Origin of the sequence: Geothrix campi (assembly GCF_024609265.1) — a bacterium.
GTDB lineage: Bacteria > Acidobacteriota > Holophagae > Holophagales > Holophagaceae > Geothrix > Geothrix campi.
The window spans coordinates 91,570-109,926 of the sequence record NZ_JANHMP010000001.1; the positions used below are offsets into that span (position 1 = coordinate 91,570).

At 66.3% G+C, this 18,357-nt stretch carries 14 protein-coding genes, 1 tRNA gene and 1 pseudogene; 5 read left to right on the plus strand and 11 right to left on the minus strand.

Annotated features, from left to right (window positions below):
* Window positions 1-6 precede the first annotated feature (6 nt).
* Window positions 7-1,842: an acyl-CoA dehydrogenase gene (locus NOV65_RS00445; RefSeq protein ID WP_257303249.1), complete on the plus strand. Its 1,836-nt coding sequence runs from the start codon at window positions 7-9 to the stop codon at window positions 1,840-1,842.
* A gap of 143 nt (window positions 1,843-1,985) precedes the next feature.
* On the opposite strand, the gene NOV65_RS00450 is transcribed toward NOV65_RS00445, so the two are convergent.
* From NOV65_RS00450 to NOV65_RS00465, 4 genes are all read right to left on the minus strand, one after another.
* Entirely contained in the window at window positions 1,986-3,104 is a 1,119-nt protein-coding gene (locus NOV65_RS00450) for an ice-binding family protein (RefSeq protein WP_257303250.1), read from the minus strand.
* A 664-nt stretch (window positions 3,105-3,768) separates the two neighbouring features.
* Window positions 3,769-3,844: transfer RNA gene (locus NOV65_RS00455), tRNA-Ala, on the minus strand.
* Between the two features lie 30 nt (window positions 3,845-3,874).
* Window positions 3,875-4,927: a 2-oxoacid:ferredoxin oxidoreductase subunit beta gene (locus tag NOV65_RS00460; protein ID WP_257303251.1), complete on the minus strand. Its 1,053-nt coding sequence runs from the start codon at window positions 4,925-4,927 to the stop codon at window positions 3,875-3,877.
* Window positions 4,928-4,938: 11 nt separating this feature from the next.
* On the minus strand, window positions 4,939-6,762 hold the full coding sequence (locus tag NOV65_RS00465) for a 2-oxoacid:acceptor oxidoreductase subunit alpha (RefSeq protein ID WP_257303252.1): 1,824 nt from the start codon (window positions 6,760-6,762) through the stop codon (window positions 4,939-4,941).
* A gap of 192 nt (window positions 6,763-6,954) precedes the next feature.
* Between NOV65_RS00465 and lexA the strand changes: the two genes are divergently transcribed.
* Window positions 6,955-7,608 carry a transcriptional repressor LexA gene (lexA, locus tag NOV65_RS00470; protein ID WP_257303254.1) on the plus strand — a complete coding sequence of 218 codons (654 nt, stop codon included), beginning with the start codon at window positions 6,955-6,957 and terminating at the stop codon, window positions 7,606-7,608.
* Between the two features lie 125 nt (window positions 7,609-7,733).
* On the opposite strand, the gene NOV65_RS00475 is transcribed toward lexA, so the two are convergent.
* Window positions 7,734-8,756, minus strand: coding sequence for an isocitrate/isopropylmalate family dehydrogenase (locus tag NOV65_RS00475; RefSeq protein WP_257303257.1), 1,023 nt, complete (start codon window positions 8,754-8,756; stop codon window positions 7,734-7,736).
* A gap of 81 nt (window positions 8,757-8,837) precedes the next feature.
* Between NOV65_RS00475 and NOV65_RS00480 the strand changes: the two genes are divergently transcribed.
* From NOV65_RS00480 to NOV65_RS00490, 3 genes and pseudogenes are all read left to right on the plus strand, one after another.
* Entirely contained in the window at window positions 8,838-9,350 is a 513-nt protein-coding gene (locus NOV65_RS00480; RefSeq protein WP_257303258.1) for a peroxiredoxin, read from the plus strand.
* 93 nt (window positions 9,351-9,443) lie between these two features.
* Window positions 9,444-10,019: pseudogene (locus NOV65_RS15570) on the plus strand (GTP-binding protein); the annotation flags it as partial.
* A gap of 718 nt (window positions 10,020-10,737) precedes the next feature.
* Window positions 10,738-11,331 (plus strand): LolA family protein, encoded by a 594-nt coding sequence (locus NOV65_RS00490; protein WP_257303261.1) that lies wholly within the window; start codon window positions 10,738-10,740, stop codon window positions 11,329-11,331.
* Window positions 11,332-11,335: 4 nt separating this feature from the next.
* Here the strand turns inward: NOV65_RS00490 and NOV65_RS00495 are convergent, their stop codons facing one another.
* The 6 genes from NOV65_RS00495 to NOV65_RS00520 all read right to left on the minus strand — a co-directional run bounded on the left by NOV65_RS00495 (window position 11,336) and on the right by NOV65_RS00520 (window position 18,356).
* Window positions 11,336-12,040, minus strand: coding sequence for an HAD hydrolase-like protein (locus NOV65_RS00495; RefSeq protein ID WP_257303263.1), 705 nt, complete (start codon window positions 12,038-12,040; stop codon window positions 11,336-11,338).
* Between the two features lie 6 nt (window positions 12,041-12,046).
* Window positions 12,047-12,574 (minus strand): inorganic diphosphatase, encoded by a 528-nt coding sequence (locus NOV65_RS00500; RefSeq protein ID WP_257303265.1) that lies wholly within the window; start codon window positions 12,572-12,574, stop codon window positions 12,047-12,049.
* A gap of 73 nt (window positions 12,575-12,647) precedes the next feature.
* Window positions 12,648-14,924: a HEAT repeat domain-containing protein gene (locus tag NOV65_RS00505; protein ID WP_257303267.1), complete on the minus strand. Its 2,277-nt coding sequence runs from the start codon at window positions 14,922-14,924 to the stop codon at window positions 12,648-12,650.
* The gene (locus NOV65_RS00510) at window positions 14,921-15,601 is read right to left on the minus strand and encodes an HD domain-containing protein (protein WP_257303269.1); all 681 of its coding nucleotides are present in this window, start codon (window positions 15,599-15,601) and stop codon (window positions 14,921-14,923) included. Before NOV65_RS00510 ends, NOV65_RS00505 begins: the two co-directional genes overlap by 4 nt.
* Entirely contained in the window at window positions 15,598-17,088 is a 1,491-nt protein-coding gene (gene hutH / locus NOV65_RS00515) for a histidine ammonia-lyase (protein WP_257303272.1), read from the minus strand. The genes NOV65_RS00510 and hutH overlap by 4 nt, the downstream gene beginning before the upstream one ends.
* On the minus strand, window positions 17,085-18,356 hold the full coding sequence (locus tag NOV65_RS00520; RefSeq protein WP_257303274.1) for an MFS transporter: 1,272 nt from the start codon (window positions 18,354-18,356) through the stop codon (window positions 17,085-17,087). Before NOV65_RS00520 ends, hutH begins: the two co-directional genes overlap by 4 nt.
* Window position 18,357: the final 1 nt, after the last annotated feature.

The following is an 18,357-nucleotide window of genomic DNA, read 5'->3' on the forward strand; positions in this document are numbered from 1 at the left end:
GGCCCCATGAAGTACCTCGACGATATCCGTGATGTCCGATTCAACCTCCTTGAGTGGCTGGATCTCGACGCGGTGCTGAAGTCCGAGCACTACCAGGAGGTCGACCGCGAGCAGCTCGGCATGGTGCTGGAGGAGGCCCTCAAGGTCGCCAAGGGCAGCGTCGCCGCCTGCAACGAGACCGGGGACCGGGTTGGCGCCCAGTGGGAGAACGGCAAGGTCCGCCTGCCGGAGGGGTTCGCTGAAGCCTTCGAGGATCTGGCCTCGGGCGGCTGGATCAGCGCCACCATGAGCCCCGAGTTCGGCGGCATGGGCCTGCCGGAATCCGTGGGGACCGGCATCAGCGAGTTCCTCATGGGAGCCAACACGGCGCTGGGGCTCAAGGCCCTGCTCACCCGCGGCGCGGCCAACCTGATCCAGACCTTTGGCAGTGACGAACTCAAGAGCACCTTCTGCGAGCGAATGTTCTCCGGTGAGTGGACCGGTACCATGTGCCTCACCGAGGCCGGTGCCGGCAGCGACCTCGGCGCGCTCAACACCAAGGCTGTGCGCCAGGACGACGGATCCTACCTCATCACCGGCGAAAAGATCTTCATCACCAGTGGCGACCACGAACTGACGCCGAACATCATCCATGCCGTGCTGGCACGCACTCCGGGCGCGCCTGCCGGCCCCAAGGGCATCAGCCTCTTCGTCGTGCCCAAGGTCCGGGTGAACCCGGACGGGTCTCTCGGCCAAGCCAACGATGTCACCTGCGCGGGCATCGAGCACAAGCTGGGCATCCACGGCTCGCCGACCTGCAGCCTGGTCTTCGGCACCAACAACGGCAGCCAGGGCTTCCTCCTGGGCCAGGAGGAGCAGGGCCTCGCCCACATGTTCCAGATGATGAACGCCGCGCGGTGGGAGGTTGGCGTCCAGGGGCTGAGCAATGCATCGGCGGCCCATCAAGCCGCGCTGGCATACGCGCGGGAGCGCCTCCAGGGCCGCGGCCCGGGAGCGGGAAAGACCTCAGGGCAGTCTCTGATCATCGAGCACCCGGATGTCCGGCGTTCGCTCCTGCTCCAGTCGGCCTACGTGCAGGCCATGCGGGCGCTGGTGACCTATACGGCCTGGTGCATGGACATGGCCCATGTCTCTGAAGGCGAGGAGCGCGACCGTTGGCAGGGTCTCGTCGAGCTGTTCACGCCCATCAGCAAGGCCTGGTGCTCGGATTGGGGTTTCCGGGTGACGGAGTGGGCCCTCCAGGTCTATGGCGGCTACGGCTACACCATGGACTACCCGGCGGAGCAGTATCTGCGGGACTGCAAGATCGCCTCGATCTACGAAGGCACCAATGGCATCCAGGCCCTGGACCTCGTGGGCCGGAAGTTCCGGATGCAGGATGGGCGGCCCGTGAAGGCCCTGTTGAAACTGGCCGCGGACGCGGCGCAGTCCCTGGTCGAGGATCCGACGCTCGGCGCCTCCGCCCGTCAGCTCGCGGAGGCCGTGAAGGCGACGGGGGCCGTGTTGACCCAGCTCCCCGCCTGCGAGAATGCGGGGTTGCTGACCCTCCTGAATGCCGTACCGATCCTGGACATGCTCGGCCATGTGGTCGGAGGCTACCTCCTCCTCCAGCAGGCGAGTTTGGCGAAGCAGAAGGCCCACGCCCTCATGAGCGAGCGGGGCGTGGATCCAGCGGACCAGAAGGCCGTCCGGGCCCACCTGACCGGGAGCAAGGAGGCGGCCTTCTACCAGAACAAAGTGCAGGCCGCGATCCACTTCGCCCACCGGGGACTGCCCCTCGTGGCGGCCCAGGCCGTGGCGCTGCTGGCCGGAGAGACCGCCCCCATGGAAGCTGTGTTCTAGCTGTCGCTGACAACGAGCCTGTGTTCAGCCTTGTGACTAGGGGCTGATCACCTCGGTTCAACCGGGGTTTGTGATGAATGTAAATCCGGGGCCAGGCGCTAAGCGCTCGGCCCCGGGTGGCACTGAAAACCTTCCTGGTCTACCTACTGGGCGGGTTCAACCACGGTGTTCCCGTCGAGGCTGACCGCAGTCTGCGCCAGCAACCTGCCATTGATCGAGGCGCCTGTCCGCAGCGTGACTGCCGTCTGGGTCAGTACGACACCTTCGCAGTGGGCGGTGGTGCCGAGATCCACGAGGCCGCTGACCTGCCAGAAGACGTTCTTGGGTAGTGCGCCGCCAGTGAGGAGGATATTCGCGGCGCTGCTCATGGTCAGGTTCTGGGCGATCTGGAAGATCCAGACGTCCGTTGCGCTGCCGTTGAGGGTGACATCCGTCGGGATCAGGAGGCCGGTACCCCATTTGTAGACACCAGGGGCGAGGGTCATCCCTCCGATGTTTCCGGCGCCCAACTCGGTGACACCGGGCGCTCGGCCCGCCGCATCGGTGAACGCGGTCCCCATGTCGCTGACGGCCGTGGTCAGGTTGGACGGCGTAGGCACTGCGTAGTCAGCCGCGTAGACCTTCCCAGTGACCTGCGGGCTGGTTGAGAACACATTCGTGGAATCCGCGATCAACGAGAATCCTGTGATGTAGCTGGCCGCGGCAGGACTCACGCCCAGGTTTCCCGTGATGGCGGAGGCCGGTACGGTGGAAATTCTGGTTTTCGCGAGGATCACATAGGTGCCGGCAGTCCCGAGACTCACAGGAAGCGCGGCCGCCACGGTCGTGCCCGTGGTAAAGGTCCAGGTGAGCTTTGCCGTGAGGGCCATGCCCTTGGCGCTCTTGACCCCGGTCGTGATCGTCGCGGTGAACGAACTGTTGCTGGCAAGCGGTGTGGTCGGTGTGAAGTAGGCTTTCGAATTACCGTAGATCACGGTGCCCTGGACCGGGGTCGCGGCTGCCCCGGTGGTCAGGGTGAAGGTGCCGCCGGTGAAGGTGGCGGCATCCATCGCCTCACTGAACGTGGCGCTGGCGTTTCCGTTGATGGGGACGTCGACGGCGCCGCTGAGGGGAGTATGGGAGAGGACCGTCGGCGTGCCGGCGGGTGTGCCTGGCGGGGCAGTTGACCCCCCATTGCTGGAACTCCCACAGGCGACTAAGGAGAACAGCAGCAGAAACGCGGAGGCCGGTTTCCAAAGAGGCAATTTCAGATCCATCGTCATTAGGATTCTCTCTTGGGTGTGGTGTGGGAAGAAGGTGTGGATGCGTCGCCCACCAGAGGTGGGGCACTCCGAACACTTCGTCAGTGCACTACCTGTTCCATACTTATAAGACTAATAATTTAAACATTTAATTGATGTCTGTCCGTCCGTCGAAATTGAATATCCGATCACAATGAACCACCTCCTCCTTCATTTCGAAGGACGGGGCGGCTGGTACTGGGTGGGTCGACTGCTCCAGGAAGGCGGATTCGGCTCAATCTCGCGCTAATACTTCCAGGCCCAGAGGATTCCGCGGAGATTCTCGATGGCGCTTATGGCGCAAGTGATGCGATTGAGTTCGGGGTGCGGCAGGTATAGGCGAAGAGGATGGATGCCTCGCATCGCGTGGATCCAACTTCACTCAACATCGCCAACGTGGACGGCCTTTAGCCCTCATTTCTCCGGGCTACCTTCCCCCGTCCAGACAAAAGCCCCTAGATTTCTCTAAGGGCTTTTGTCTGGTGGACCTGATCAGGATCAAGGGGCCCGCCTCCGCGAGCGCAGCGAATGGGAGCAGGCTCAGGGGGAGCCTGCGATAGGCGCGATGACGGCCTCTGTAATCAGAACTGTCGAGGTCGTCTCAAGAAAGAGAACGGCGGCCCGGAGACCGCCGTTCACACGGGACTGGTGGACCTGATCAGGATCGAACTGACGACCTCTGCATTGCGAACGCAGCGCTCTCCCAGCTGAGCTACAGGCCCACGAATGATCAGTGTAGCGGGCCCGCGGACCTACATCAATGCCTGCATGATCTTGTCCAGCTCCGCCGGGCTCGGCTTGAGCAGGTCCTCGCCGAGGGTGGCCAGGGGCTCATCCACCAGGTTCAACATCTCGGGGAGGGGAGGCTGGGTGGGATTGATGTAGAGCAGGCCGGTGAGGAACTCGCCCTTGGCCATGGACTCGTGGATGGCCTTCATGGCGCCAAAGCGGTCCGTGGGCTCGTAGCCCTCGTGGATGGCCTTGATGGCGACCTTGGAACCGTCGGGGAACGTGACGATCTCGGTCTGGCCCGCGGGGATCTCCACATCCTCCACCTCGGAGTACTGGATGAAACCCAGGTCGTGGAGGGGGAAATCATGGTCCTTCACATGCTTGTAGGAGCGGGTGGAGGCGTCGTGGTTGTTGAAGGTGACGCAGGGACTGATGACATCGAGCACCACCGTGCCCTGGTAGGCGAAGGCCGCCTTCAGAATCGCGTTCAGCTGCTTGGGGTTGCCGGAGAAGCAGCGGGCCACAAAGCCACAGCCCAGCTCGATGGCCAGGGTGCAGGGGTCGATGGGAGGGAAATCGTTCACGGCGCCGGACTTCAGATGGGAGCCCTTGTCGGCGGTGGCGGAGAACTGGCCCTTGGTGAGGCCGTAGACGCCGTTGTCCTCGATGATGTAGATCATCGGGATGTTGCGCCGCACGGCATGCACGAACTGGCCCATGCCGATGGACATGGAATCGCCGTCGCCGGAGACGCCGATGTTGATGAGGGTGCGGTTGGCGAGCGAGGCGCCGGTGGCGATGGAGGGCATGCGGCCATGCACGCTGTTGAAGCCCCAGCCCTGGTTCATGAAATAGGCGGGCGTCTTCGAGGAGCAGCCGATGCCGGAATACTTGGTGACGCGGTGGCCCTCGATGCTGGACTCGAAGGCGGCGTTGATGATCTGGGCCGTGATGGCGTCGTGGCCGCAGCCGGCGCAGAGGGTGGACTTGGAGCCCACGTAGTCCTGCTTGGTGAAGCCGAGCTTGTTGGTGGGGGCGGCGGGAACAGGAGCGGAAGGGGTGGCGGTGGTCATGGTCGGCTCCTCTACTTCTGCTCGAAGGCGGTGATCTGATCGACGATGGACTTGGCGTCGATGGCGTGGCCGTCGTAGTGCAGGACGCTCTTGAACTTGGTGGCGTGCTCGGGATAGGTCTCGCGGAAGAGGTTGGCCATCTGGCCGTCGCGGTTCTGCTCGACCACGTAGACCACCTTCTTTTCCTTCACGTAGGCATCGACCTCGGCGGTGAAGGGCAGAGCGCGCAGGCGCAGGTAGTCGGTCTTGAGGCCCTGGGCCAGCAGGACGTCCTGGGCCTCGATGACGGCGGGATCGCTGGAGCCGAAGGCCAGCACACCCTTGTCGGAGCCCTGGTTGCGGAACACGGGGCCGGGCACGAAGGCCTTGGCGGTTTCGTACTTCCGCTTCAGGCGGCCCATCACCTCGAGGTAGTCCTCGGGTTTCTCGGAATACTGGGCGTAGGCGTTGTGCCCGGACCCGCGGGTCAGGTAGGCGCCCTTGCCGCCGGGCGTGCCGGGCAGGCTGCGATAGCAGATGCCATCGCCATCCACATCCTTGTAGCGGCCCCAGTCCTTCATGTCGGCCAGCTGCTGCTGGTTGAGCACCTTGCCGCGGTCATAGGGCTTGGCGGGGTAGGCGAAGGGCTTGGAAGCCCAGTTCTGCATGCCCAGGTCCAGGTCGGTGACGACGAAGATGGGCGTCTGGAACTTCTCGGCCAGGTCGAAGGCGTCGTAGGAGAACTGGAAGCACTCCTCCATGGTCCCGGGGTAGAGGTTGACGTGCAGGGTATCGCCGTGGCTGCACTTGGCGCAGAGCTCCACGTCGGACTGCTGGGTGCGGGTGGGGAGGCCGGTGCTGGGGCCCGTGCGCGCGACATTGAAGAAGACGCCGGGCGCCTCGACGTAGTAGCCCAGGCCGATGAACTCGCTCATCAGCGAGATGCCGGGACCCGCGGTGGAGGTCATGGACCGAGCGCCGGCCCAACCGGCGGATAGCACGACTCCGGCGGAAGCCAGCTCGTCCTCCATCTGCACGATGGCCACCGTGGATTTGCCGGTCTTGGGATCCTTCCGGTACTCCTCGGCGTATTCGATGAAGGTTTCGACCAGGCTGGAGGCCGGGGTGATGGGATACCAGCCCACCACGGTCACGCCGGCGAAGAGGGCCCCCAGGGCGCAGGCCTCGTTGCCGTCGATGATGATGAGGCCCTGGGTCTTGTTGTCGCGCACGACCTTGATGTGGTCCTGGTCCTCGAGGTTCTCCATGGCCCAGTCATAGCCGGCCATGCAAGCCGTCTGGTTGAGCTCGACGGCCTTGGCCTTGCCCTTCAGCTGCTTGGCGATGGCCTTCTTGACCTCCTCCATGTCGATGCCGAGCAGGCGGGCGGCCACGCCCACGTAGATCATGTTTTTGACCAGCTTGTGGAGCTTGGGCTCGGGGCAGGAGGCCGTCACGAGCTTCTGGAAGGGCACGGGCGTGTAGGCCAGATCGCTGCGCAGCTTGTCGAGCTGCAGCGGCTCATCGTAGATCACGAGCGCGCCGGGATCGGCCTTGGCGATGTCCTCCTTGGCGGTCTCGGGGTTCATGAGGATCAGCATCTCGTTGCTGACCTTGCGGGCCACATAGCCCTGGGCGCTGGCCCGGATGGTGAACCAGGTCGGAAGACCGGCAATGTTCGAGGGGAAGAGGTTCTTGCCGCTGACGAAGACACCCATCTGGAAAATGGCGCGCAGGAGAACCGTGTTCGCCGTCTGGGAACCCGATCCGTTGACCGTGGCCACCTGGATGGAAAAATCATTGATCCTGGTTTTCGCTCCTCCGGTCGGCGAGGGGGCGGCAAGGGCGGCAGTCATAGGACTCCTTTCGCATCGGGGCAATGGCGACGAAGAGGGCGTAAATACTAGGTTCGCCATAGCATCCGCCAGTATGGCAGAGGCCACCAAGGGCATCCAGGAAAGGTGTTGGAAGAGGTGTCTTTGAAGGTCTGAAATAAAGCGAAAAAAAAGGGATTGACGACCAGGGGATCAGCTCTTACCTTGAAGACCATGAAAGCCAGCGATCTCACCAAGCGCCAGCAGGCGGTCCTCAAGTTCATCCGCACCTTCGTGCAGGACGAAGGGCGAAGCCCCACCCTGGCTGAAATCGCCAAGGGTGTGGGCTCGAGCGCCGTGTCCACCATCCACAAACACGTCCAGCATCTTATGGACAAGGGCTTCCTCGTCCGCAGCCATGGCAAGGGAAACAACCTGGTGGTGGCCGCAGGTCCAGTGATGGAGGAGGCCGCTCCGCGCACCGAGCGCAATGAACCGCCGAGTGCCGTGCGGATCTTCCCCTTCTGCGGGGATGTGGCCGCCGGTTCGCCCATTCTGCCCGAGAGCCGCGCCCTCCCCATCGAGGTGCCGAACAGCATCCATCGCCAGAAGGAAGAACTCTTCGTGCTCCGCGTCCGGGGCGATTCCATGGTGGACGACGCCATCCTCGACGGCGATCTGGTGGTGTTGCAGCGCAAGGGCGAATACCGGAACGGTGATCGAGTGGTGGCCCTCATCGACCAGGAAGAAGTCACCCTCAAGGAATTCCGGCGAGACGCCAAGGGTGTGTGGCTCATTCCCCACAACCCGGAACTCCAGCCCCGCTGCTACGCCCCTCAGAACATCGACATCCAGGGCGTCCTCGTCGGTGTCATGCGCAGCTGCTGAAGTGCTGGAAGCCTGGAACCGTCAAAAACGCTAAACAGCGCAAAAGAAATGCTTTCGAACCTTCCTGTTTTTCGCGCGCCCGAAGGGCGATTCGCGTTTTTCGCAGTTGCCGTTTTTCGCCGTGTTCAGCGAGGCAACCGATCACGGATAGCCGTTCCCATCTCCCTGGTGCTCAAATTGCCACCCAGGTCGCGGGTTCTGGCTCCATCACGCAGGGTGGCGGCCACGGCTTCTTCCACCGCCTGGGCTTCGGCTTCCCAGCCCAGGTGGCTGAAGAGCAGGGCGGTGCTGAGGAGCATGCCCACGGGGTTGGCCAGGCCTTTCCCGGCGATGTCCGGCGCGGAGCCATGCACCGGTTCGGCCAGGGCTGTGCAGCGGAAGGGCCGGTGCGGGGCCCAGCTCAGGGAGGGGGCCGTGCCCATGCCACCCGCGAAGGCTGCCGTGAGATCGCTGATGAGGTCGCCCAGGTAGTTGTCGGCGGCGATGATGTCGAAGGACGTCGGGTCCTGCACCAGGGCGCAGAGAAGGGCGTCCGCGTGCAGGCTGCGGGCAGGCACCTCGGGGTGCGCGGCCTGGAGATCCTGGAACACCCGCAGCCAGAGCCCGTGGCCGTGCTTCAGTACGTTGGCCTTGTGGGCGAGGGTCAGGGTGCAGCCCCGGGCCCGGGCTCGGGCAAAGGCGGCCTCCAGCAGGCGGCGTACAGCCCCTTCGGTGTGCACGGCCAGGTCCACGGCGCGGCCGGGTTCGGTGGAACCCTGGAGGCAGTAGGCCCCCTCGGTGTTCTCGCGGAACACTTCCAGGTGAAGGCCCTCCATGCGGGTCCCCGGCAGGGGCCGGCAGGGCCGGAAGTTCACGGTCAGCTCCAGGCCCCGGCGCAGGCGCAACAGGATTTCCTCGGCATGGCGGCCGGTTGGCACCCGCGGGTCGCCCACGGCCCCGAACAGGATGGCGTCGAATTCATCGCGCAGGTCTTCGAAGGCCGCCTCTGGCAGGGTCTCCGCCGTGGCGAGGAAGTGCTCCGCTCCGTAGGGTAAGTGCTTGGCCTCCAGGCGGCGCCCCCGGGCCCGGGCCCAATCCAGCAGCGGCTCGGCTTCTGCCATGACCTCCGGTCCAGCCCCGTCACCGGAGATGAGAGCGATGCGTGTCATGACGTCCAAAATATTCCGCTCCGTTTCCTGTTCCCTGCTCCAAGCCGATGGTGCCACACTCGCACCCCTCAGGAGGCGATCATGAACAGGAACTGGAGGTTGGCGATGGGCATTCTGGCGATCTTCGGCGCGGCCTCGGCCGGGGAGATCTCGGAAGGCATGAAAGCCCCGGCATTCGAAGCCCGCGATCAGCGCGACACCTTGGTCCGCCTGGCGGATTTCCAGGGGAAGTCTGCGGTAGTGCTCTATTTCTATCCCAAGGACGATACACCGGGCTGCACCGCCGAGGCCTGCAGCCTGAGGGATGGGTTCGCGGCGATCCAGGCCGCGGGTGCGGTGATCCTCGGGGTGAGCGCGGATACCACCCAGAGCCACAAGGCGTTCGCCGAGAAGTTCCACCTGCCCTTCAGCATCCTGGCGGACCCCGACAAGCGCATCATCGAGGCCTACGGGGTGAAGATGCCCCTCCTCGGGATCGCCAAGCGGACCACGGTGCTCATCGACCGCCAGGGCATCATCCGAAAGATCGTGCGGGATGTCCGCACAAAGGATCATGATCAACAGGTGCTGGCTCTGCTCAAGGCCCTGCCCTGACCTGAGCGCGAACCCAGGCCCAGGAAAACCCGCATTTGCATTGAGCCCGGGAGGTTTTCCGGGCTAAACTTTTTCTTCCCAAGAGGTCTAGGAATGGTGTTCTTCAACCACGCCACCCGGCAGATGACGGCGAAAATCGTCTACTACGGGCCCGGCCTGTGCGGAAAGACCACCAACCTCAACACCATCTACGGCAAGACCAGCCAGAAGGCCCGGGGCGAGATGGTGAGCCTCAACACTGAGACCGACCGCACCCTGTTCTTCGATCTGCTGCCCATGGACGTGGGGATGGTGGGCGGTTTCAGGACCAAACTCCAGCTCTACACCGTGCCCGGACAGGTGTTCTACAACAGCACCCGGAAGCTCGTGCTCAAGGGGGTGGACGGCATCGTGTTCGTGGTGGACAGCCAGGTGCCGATGCTGGATGCCTGCCGGGAGAGCTGGCTGAACCTCGAAGAGAACATGCGGGAACTGGGGCTGAACCTGCAGGACATCCCTGTGGTCTTCCAATGGAACAAGCGGGACTTGAAGAACGTGGTCGCGGTCGACGAACTCGAGACGGTCTTCAATGCCCGGGGCGTGCCCAGCTTCCAGTCCGTGGCCTCGGACGGCACCGGCGTCTTCGAGACCCTGCGCGGCATCACCAAGCTGGCCCTGTCACACATCAAGACCCATGTGCTCGGAGAGTCGCCGGCCGCACCGAGCCCCGTTCCCAGTCCGGCGGCGGCCAGTGTGCGCGCGCCCTCCGAGGGCGGTGCCCTCACGTTGTCGGACCTGCCTTCGGTCACCGATCTGCTCGACATGGAAGGCTCGATCCAGGCTTCTGGCGGTGGCCCCTTGCCCGACCTGGACGACGATACGGGCATCTTCATCGAGGCGCCCCACCTGCCCGAACCGCCATCAGAAGATGGGACCCTCTCGTTCCTGATGGAGGATGGCGCGGGCCCCTTCGATGCTGAGGCCTTCTCGGCGTTCCAGGCGGAGGAGGCCCCGGCGGATGCCCCGGCACCCGGCCCGGAAGCACCTGAGCCCTGGACTCCCGGACCCCCTGTACCTTCGCCAGTGCCGAGGCCGGCCCCAAAGGCCGATCCACTGGCCGCCTTGGCCTCATTGCGAGTGGAAGGCAAGCGCCCGGTCACCCGACCCAAAGGCGCGGACTCCAAGGACGCCATCTCCTCGCTGCTGGATGAGTTGACCCACGTGGGCCGCCAAGGGGCGCCCTCGGTGCTGAGGCTTGAGGTGCCCCCGGAGATGGACGGCCAGGAGGTCGAGGTCTTCGTCCAGTTGCGCCATCAGGGGCAGGTGCTGGCTGAAGGGCAGATCCACCGCCCGGCGCCCCAGAAGGGCAGCACCGCGAAGCTCAGCGTTGAATTGAAACGGAGCTGAAGTGCGCCTTCGCCCCAGTGCCATCTGTCTCCTGGCTCTGCTGGGGACGCCTCTCTCCGCAGCCCTGCCGGGCTGGTGGACTGCATTTCCCAGAGTGCCCGTCCTCGCCAGCCGCTTCCGCCAGGAGAGCGACAGCGCCGTCTTCGGCAAGATGGCACGAGAGGGGAACCTGCTGCTGGCCCGGGGCGGAAGGTTGAAGGTGGCCTACGATTCGGGGCTCACCGTCACCTCCGATGGCCGCCACCTCGTGCAGTACGATCCGGACACCCGCACGGCGCAGCGCGTGGAGCTGGCGCGGGCCGTGCGCGACTTCCCCCTGCTGGGGATCCTGTTGGATCCTGCGCGGATCGAGGCCCTCTACCGGGTCGAGCCACTGGGGGGTGACGCGGTGAAGCTCGTACCCCGGGCGCCGGACGTTCCGGCGCTGAAGGCCACCGGGCGCAAGGGCCTGCTCCGCAGCCTCGAATGGACCGATCCCACGGGCGCGCGCCAGCGTCTGGAACTCCTGGACCCAAAGACACCGCCATCGCCAGGGCCCGGCGCCTTCAAGCCCCAGGTGCCCGCGGGTACGCGCTGGGCGACTCCGAACGGCTGAGGGCCTACTCCGAACGGCTGAAGGCGTCGAACACTTCGGCCTGGGGGAAGCGGATGCGCAGCCAACCATCCAGCTCCGGCACGGTGTCGAAGATCCGCTCCGCCCCCGCAGCGAGCAGTTCCGCGTGGCTGCCATAGCCCCAGCCCACGCCGATGGCCTCCAGGCCGTGGTCGCGGGCGGCTTCCATGTCCACCCCCCGGTCGCCGATGAACACCCCACCGGGCCGGATGGTCCCCCGCTGCACCAGGCCGGCCACCACCTCGGTCTTCGGCTGCCACCGACCCTTCAGCGTGCTGCCGAAGATGTCGTCGAAGATGAGGTTGAGGTCGAACTGGTAGGCGATGCGCCGGGCGAAGAGGCTGGGTTTGGCGGACACGATGTAGATGCGGTGGCCTTGGCGCTTGAGGCGGTGCAGCAGATGGAAGACGCCGGGGTACAGTTCATGTTCGAAGACCCCGTCCTCCCGGTAGCGCTCCCAGTAGAAATCCAGGGCCTCCTCCAGTCGGCCCGGGTCCTCCAGGCCTTTGAGGGTGGCCAGGGCTTCGCGCATGCCGAAGCCGATCCAGGCGCGGATCGTGGCCTCGTCCGGCATGGGCAGATCGAAGGTTCTGCAGGTCTTCCGCACGCAGTTCTGGACCCCCAACAGGGGATCCACCAGGGTGCCATCCAGGTCGAAGCACACGAGGCCATGAGCCTCTGGCGAAGCCATCGGCCGCTACTTCTTCTTCTGCTTGTTGAAGGCGTCGATGGAGGCACGCACGAAGGCATGGGCCTCGTCCTTGCCCCCCCAACCGTCACTGGCGACGCTCTTGCGCTCGAGGTCCTTGTAGGTGAGGAAGAAGTGCTCCACCTCGAGAAGGAAATGCGGGGGCAGGTCGCTGCGTGAAGTCACGTGGGCGTAAGTGGGATCGTCCGTGGCCACGGCGAGGATCTTGGCATCGTGGCCCTTGTCGTCGGTCATGCGCAGCAGGGCGATGGGCCGGGCGCGGATCACCACGCCGGGGTAGGTGGAGCCGTTGATGAGCACCAGGATGTCGGCGGGATCGCCGTCGTCGGCCAGGGTGCCGGGGATGAAGCCGTACTCGGCCGGGTAGTGGAAGGGGGAGAACAGCACCCGGTCCACGTGGACCAGGCCCGTGTGGTGGTCGATCTCGTACTTGATGCGGGATCCCGTGGGGATCTCGACGATGGCGTTGACGATCTCAGGCGCCTGCTTTCCAGGATCAAGGTGGACCAGGGACATGGGCGCTCCGCGAAGGCCCTGATTTTCGCATGTCCTGTGATGTCCGTCACGCCCGCGGCGCCTGGGGGATCCCTCAGGCCAGGCCCTTCAGTCCGATCAGAGCCTCGCGGAACTCGCCCCGCGGTTCCGCTTCGAGGACGGTTCTCAGGAGTGTCATGGCGGCGGGCGTCCCCAGGTCCGCGAGAGCCCGAGCGGCTGCCAGCCGGATGGGAGACGATTCCGTGCCGGTGAAGAATCCCCTGCGCCGCACCAGTTCCGTCAGGGGGGCCTGGGCCTCCGGGGAGCCGATGGCGCCGAGGGTTTCGATGGCCTTGATCCGCAGCTTCTCCTGGGCACGGCGGTCCTGCGCGAACTCGGCGATGGCGGGCAGCCCGGCCACGGACTTGAGCTGGCCCAGGGCGAACAGGACCTCCTCCAGTGCGCCCGGATCGGTCTCCTTCATCCGGGGGATGAGGTAGGGCTCGGAGGCGGGACCGCACAGCCGCCACAGGGAGCGGATGGCCACCCGGCGGACCCGCGGTTCCGGGTGCCGTAGCAGAGGTGCGATGGTGCTGAGGAGGCCGGCATCGCCGATGTCGGTGAGCAGGTTCAGGGCGTTCCGCACCAGGTACCAGGTTGGCGATTCCAGCGCCTGCAGGATGGGTGGGAGGGCCGCCGGACCCATCTGGCGGATGGCTTCCACCAGCCGACCCCGCTTCACCCGGTCCTCCTCCCGGCCCAGGCAGGCCATGAGGTGGTGGACCATGGGGACGCCGATGAACTCGAGGAACGGGAAGGCCTCCGAGGCAAGGTGGGCGCGGTCCATGCCTTGGAGGTGGGCCACCACCTCGTCGAGGAGGCCGGGCCGGCGGAGGGCCTGCAGGAGCCGGTCGTAGGCTTCCTGCCGCCAGGGCTGGGGATGGTCGAGGAAGGCGCAGGCACCCTCCAGTTCCCGGACATCGGAGATGACCCGGTTGAGGTCGCCACGGCTGACGTGGGCGCGGAGGAGGGTTTCCAGCGCTTCCGTGGTCCAGTGGTGGACCGGGGGATCGGGCTCCCAAGGGAAGTTGGCCTTCAGGCCCTCGGCCAGCGGGCCCTCGATGTACGGGGGGAACTCTGGCGCGTGGGCCCATCGGGCGATCCCCGCCAGCGTCTGGGCGGATGACAGGCGGAGCAGGCGCTCCTGGCGGAGGGCATCCAGGAGCAGCTCCTGCACTCGGACAAAGTCATCGATCCGCCCGAGGTCCAGGAGCTCCCTCAGGAAGGCCAGGCGCTCCTCCAGCGTGAGATCGAAGAGGCAGCCCTCCTCGAGGATCTTCACGAGCCGGGCCTCGAGGCTGAGGTCCTCCCAGGTGACGCGCCGCAGGAGGAGGCCGATCTTGCTCGGGTCGTGCCCCTGGCCCCGCAGGAAGTCACCGAGTCCACCCCGGACCTGGTCCCGGTCGGGCAGGAGGTCCAGGATGGCCTGGACGGGGCCTGCGAGCTGGCTCCAGTCCGCCCCCTGGCCGAGCAACCCGGCCACCGCCCGCTGCAGCAGGTCGCCCACCAGCCCGTGGAGGCCGAGGGTGAGCCCGGCGGGATCCTGGGGGAGCGTTCCGAGGCCGGCCAGCAAGCGGAGGAGTGTCCCCGGACCGAGCCCCGAAAGCACCTGGCTGAGCGTGTCGACCTGGTCGGTGGAGGGTTGGCCCGGTCCGAAACCCAGCTCGGTTCCCAGGGCCCCGAGCCCCCCCAGGGGAAGGGGGTGGAAGTCCTGGAGGAAGGCCAACTCGTCGTCGGCGGGGGCCCCGGGGCCGTGTCCTTCCGCCTCGGCCGCGCTGCCCAGTCCCAGCGGCAGCGAGAACAGGAGGGCCTCCCGGATCGCCTTCACGAGCGGGTCCTCCGTGGGCGGGGCCTGGACGGACGGGGCGCGGTTCAGTTCCTGGCCGGCATCCTCGGATGCGTCGTCCTCCAGCACCACCTGGTAGCGGACCTGAGTGATCTGGATGCGCTTCACGCCCGCCGCCAGCAGCATGCTCTCCAGGCCACCCAGCTCCTGGACCCGTGGCGGCCGCGTTCCCAGGGCCTCCAGGAAGGCCGCGAACTCGTCCAGGGAGGCCCCGCGCTCGATGATGAACCCGCTCACGCCCCGCTCGGTGACCTGCCGGACGAGGGCGGCGAGGTGGGGGCTGCGGTCGTCCTGGGCCTCCCCGTTGAAGAAGGCTCGCGTTCCTGAGACCACGAACTGGATTCGGGGACGCTCCACCAGCTGCTGCTGCAGGGTGGTGAAGGCCGCGGCCACGGCATCCTTGGAGCGGGGGTGGGCCGTGGTGTACATCTGCAGCGACCGGAAGGCCACGGCCAGGCTCTGGACGAGCAGGAGGACATCGCTCATGGGGGCGTCGCCTTCATCGGGTCGGACCATTCCCTGCGCAGTTGGGCGTAGTGGACCTCCAGGAAGGCCAGGCGCCGCTGACCCTCCTCCCGGGCGGGGGCAGTGTTGAAGCTGGCGGTGATGCCCCGGGCCAGCTCCAGCCAGGCCTCGCCACGGCGCAGGATCTCGGCCGTGGTGATGGGCTGGAAGGCGCCGCTGATGCAGCCGAAGTGGATGAGGCTGGCTGCGCCGATCTTGCTGAGCTTGTCGCAATCCCAGAGACAGGCGGTCTCGATGGGCTCCAGCCGCTTCGTGAGCTTGAGGCCCACGTGATGTTCGATGGCGTGGCGTACGGCCGGGATTTTTTCGGGCGGGAAATCCGTGCCTTCGAGAATTTCGGTCACTCGCGCCGAGGCATCCTGGGCGTGGGTGTCCTTGCCCAGCGGATCCTTCAGACGCTTGGCCACGTCATGCAGCCAGGCGGCGCCTTCGACCACCTCCAGGTCCGCGCCCACGAGGGGCGCCAGCCAGCGGGCCAGGAGCACCGCGGCGTAGGTATGTTCGTACCGGTAGTTGAAGATGGGCTGATAGACGCCATCCACCTCGTGGCCGATGCCCCAGACCCGGATCGCATCCGCGTCCGAAAAACTCCGCAGGGCTTGTTCGCAGGCCGGCCGCCAGGGGGTGGGCTGATTCATGGGCAGGCTTCCTGATGGGCCCGGAGGGCGCCGAGGGTTGCGTTGAGCTCTTCGTACATCGCACGGTCGGTCCAGGGCGCGCAGGCCTCCGCCAGCCGCTGGACCAGAGGCTGCAGACCCGTGGCGGGGGCCAGTCCGATGATGCGGAGTCCTTCGAGCGCCATGCGGGCCTCGATGGCCAGTACCTGCTCCAGGGCGTCCACGGCGCGCAGCAGCTTGCGGGCGGCGATGGGCCCCATGCTGACGTGGTCTTCCTTGCCCGCGCTGGTGGGGATGGTGTCCACGCAGGCGGGATGCGCCAGACCCTTCATCTCGCTGACCAGGGCCGCGGAAGTGACGTGGGCCATCATGAACCCGGACTCGAACCCGCCATTCTGGGTGAGGAAGGCGGGGAGGTCGCTGTAGGCCGGGTTCACCAGACGCTCCTGGCGGCGCTCGGAGATGCTGGCCAGGTCGGCCGCCGCAATGGCGAGCACGTCACAGGCGAAAGCGGGGTACTGACCATGGAAGTTGCCACCGGAACGGGACTCCTGAGTGTCTGTGAAGATCATCGGGTTATCCGTGGCACTGTTGAGTTCTCGCTCGAGGATGGCACCCGCGAACTGGAGCGCGTCGCGGGTCACGCCGTGGACCTGGGGGATGCAGCGCAGGCTGTAGGCGTCCTGGACGCGGTGGCAATCCTTGTGGCTTTCCGAGATCTCACTGGCTTCGCCCAGGATTCCTCGCATGCGCTCGGCCACGGCGATCTGGCCGGGATGGGGCCGCGCGGTGTGGATGCGCGGGTCGAAGGCGGCGCGGGTGCCACGCAGGGCCTCCAGGCTGAGGCCTGAGATCTCGTCGGCCAAGGCCGCCAGGCGGGTGAACTTCTCGACCGCCAGGTTGCCGAGGGAGGTGATGAGTTGCGTGCCGTTGATGAGGGCGAGACCCTCCTTGGCCTGGAGAGTCACGGGCTTCAGCCCGGCCTTGGCCAGGGCGTCACCACCAGGGATCGGCCCATCGCCGCCCCAGGCCAATCCTTCCCCTACCAGCAGGAGCGCCATGTGGGCCAGGGGGGCCAGGTCGCCGCTGGCGCCCACGCTGCCTTGGCTGGGCACCACCGGGACCACATCGCGGTTCAGGCATTCCGTCAGCAGATGGATGGGCTCGGGCCGGATGCCGCTGTGGCCCTTCAACAGGCAGTTGATGCGGGCGGCCATGAGGGCGCGGGTCTGGTCCTTCGGCAGCGGCTCACCCACGCCGGCGGCATGGCTGCGGATCAAGTTGAGCTGGAGCTGCTGGAGCTGGTCGGGGGGGATGACCACGGTGGCGAACTGGCCGAAGCCCGTGTTGATGCCGTAGACCGTGCGGCCCTCGGTCACGATGCGATCCACCACGGCCCGGTTCTCGGCCACCAGGGCCAGGGCGCCCGCGTCCAGGGCGACGCCCTCGCCGGCGGCGATGCGCGCCAGCAGGGGGGCGGTGAGGGACTGTCCATCGAGGCGGATCATGCGGGCACCTTGCGGGAAAGAGTGAGTGCGAGACCGAGGGCCAAGGCCAGCGTAAGCCCGGCCACGGTGTAGGATGTCTGCCCGCCCCAGCGGGCGAAGGTGAAGGTGCCCACGGCCGGGCCGATGATGCGCCCCAGGCCGGTCATGGCGTTCAGCACGCCGAAGAGGCTGCCCTGGTCCTCCGGTGGGGTGAGGCGGCTGGCCAGCGCCGAGCCGGCGGTGTTGCCCATGCCGCTGCCCCAGGCGAGGGGGATGAGGAGGAGCAGGAAGGGCCAGAAGCGCAAGGTCTCCGACATCATCGGCATCATGGGCAGCGCCAGGCCCATGAGTACCAGGCCGGTGAGGAGGGCCGTCCGCTCGGGAATGCGCTTGGCCACCACCCGGACGAGGCCGCCCTGGTAGATCACCAGGAGGATGCCGATGCCGGCGAAGAGGTAGCCCACCTCCCGCTGATGGAAATCAAAGTCCTGGTGGACCAGCAGGGCGAAGGTGCCTTCCATCATCGCGAAGCCCGCCATGGCGAGCATGGACACCCCCAGGAGCTGGGGCATGCCCGGGCGCTTGAAGGCCTTCACCAGAGCGTGGCCGCGGGTTTCGCGGGACCGGGCCTGCGCCTCCTTGTCGAGGGTCTCCGGCACCCACAGGGCCACGAGGAGGGAGGCGGCCAGGGAGAGGCCTGCCGCCACGAAGAAGGGCAGGTGCCAGCCGCGGGTCGCCAGCAGGTGGTGGCCGAAGACGCTGCCGCTGAGGATGCCGGCCATGGCCGGTCCCAGCACGAAGCCCAGGCCGAAGGCGGCGCCGATCATGCCCATGGCCTTGGAGCGCTCCTCCGGGGCCGAGCTGTCCGCCATGGCCGCCTGGGCCACGGAGATGTTGCCGCCGGTGATGCCGTCCAGGATCCGGGCGGCGAGCATCCACTCGAAGCGGCTGGTGAGGGCCAGCATCAGGTAGCCGATGGCCGAGCCCACCAGGCTCATCCACAGCACCGGCTTCCGCCCGATCTTGTCAGAGGTGCGGCCCAGGATGGGGGAAGCGATGAACTGCATGAGGCTGAAGCTGAGGAAGCCCACGCCCGCCCAGAAGGCGCCCGGCGTGGTGCCCGCTCCGCCGAGGCCCAGGAAGTGGTTGACGCTCTCCATCCAGGCACTTGGGTGATCTGCGATCTCCTTGGCGTAGAGGGGCAGGATCGGGATGACGATGCCGAAGCCGAGCAGGTCGACGAACACGGTGAGAAAGATGGCCAGCCTGGCGCGCTTGGAAGACGGCATG

Bases quoted from the DNA above. Each gene is read 5' to 3' on its own strand.
- NOV65_RS00445 (WP_257303249.1), top strand. From the start codon at position 7: ATGAAGTACCTCGACGATATCCGTGATGTCCGATTCAACCTCCTTGAG.
- NOV65_RS00450 (WP_257303250.1), bottom strand. From the start codon at position 3,104: ATGACGATGGATCTGAAATTGCCTCTTTGGAAACCGGCCTCCGCGTTT.
- NOV65_RS00460 (WP_257303251.1), bottom strand. From the start codon at position 4,927: ATGACCACCGCCACCCCTTCCGCTCCTGTTCCCGCCGCCCCCACCAAC.
- NOV65_RS00465 (WP_257303252.1), bottom strand. From the start codon at position 6,762: ATGACTGCCGCCCTTGCCGCCCCCTCGCCGACCGGAGGAGCGAAAACC.
- lexA (WP_257303254.1), top strand. From the start codon at position 6,955: ATGAAAGCCAGCGATCTCACCAAGCGCCAGCAGGCGGTCCTCAAGTTC.
- NOV65_RS00475 (WP_257303257.1), bottom strand. From the start codon at position 8,756: ATGACACGCATCGCTCTCATCTCCGGTGACGGGGCTGGACCGGAGGTC.
- NOV65_RS00480 (WP_257303258.1), top strand. From the start codon at position 8,838: ATGAACAGGAACTGGAGGTTGGCGATGGGCATTCTGGCGATCTTCGGC.
- NOV65_RS00495 (WP_257303263.1), bottom strand. From the start codon at position 12,040: ATGGCTTCGCCAGAGGCTCATGGCCTCGTGTGCTTCGACCTGGATGGC.
- NOV65_RS00500 (WP_257303265.1), bottom strand. From the start codon at position 12,574: ATGTCCCTGGTCCACCTTGATCCTGGAAAGCAGGCGCCTGAGATCGTC.
- NOV65_RS00505 (WP_257303267.1), bottom strand. From the start codon at position 14,924: ATGAGCGATGTCCTCCTGCTCGTCCAGAGCCTGGCCGTGGCCTTCCGG.
- NOV65_RS00510 (WP_257303269.1), bottom strand. From the start codon at position 15,601: ATGAATCAGCCCACCCCCTGGCGGCCGGCCTGCGAACAAGCCCTGCGG.
- hutH (WP_257303272.1), bottom strand. From the start codon at position 17,088: ATGATCCGCCTCGATGGACAGTCCCTCACCGCCCCCCTGCTGGCGCGC.
- NOV65_RS00520 (WP_257303274.1), bottom strand. From the start codon at position 18,356: ATGCCGTCTTCCAAGCGCGCCAGGCTGGCCATCTTTCTCACCGTGTTC.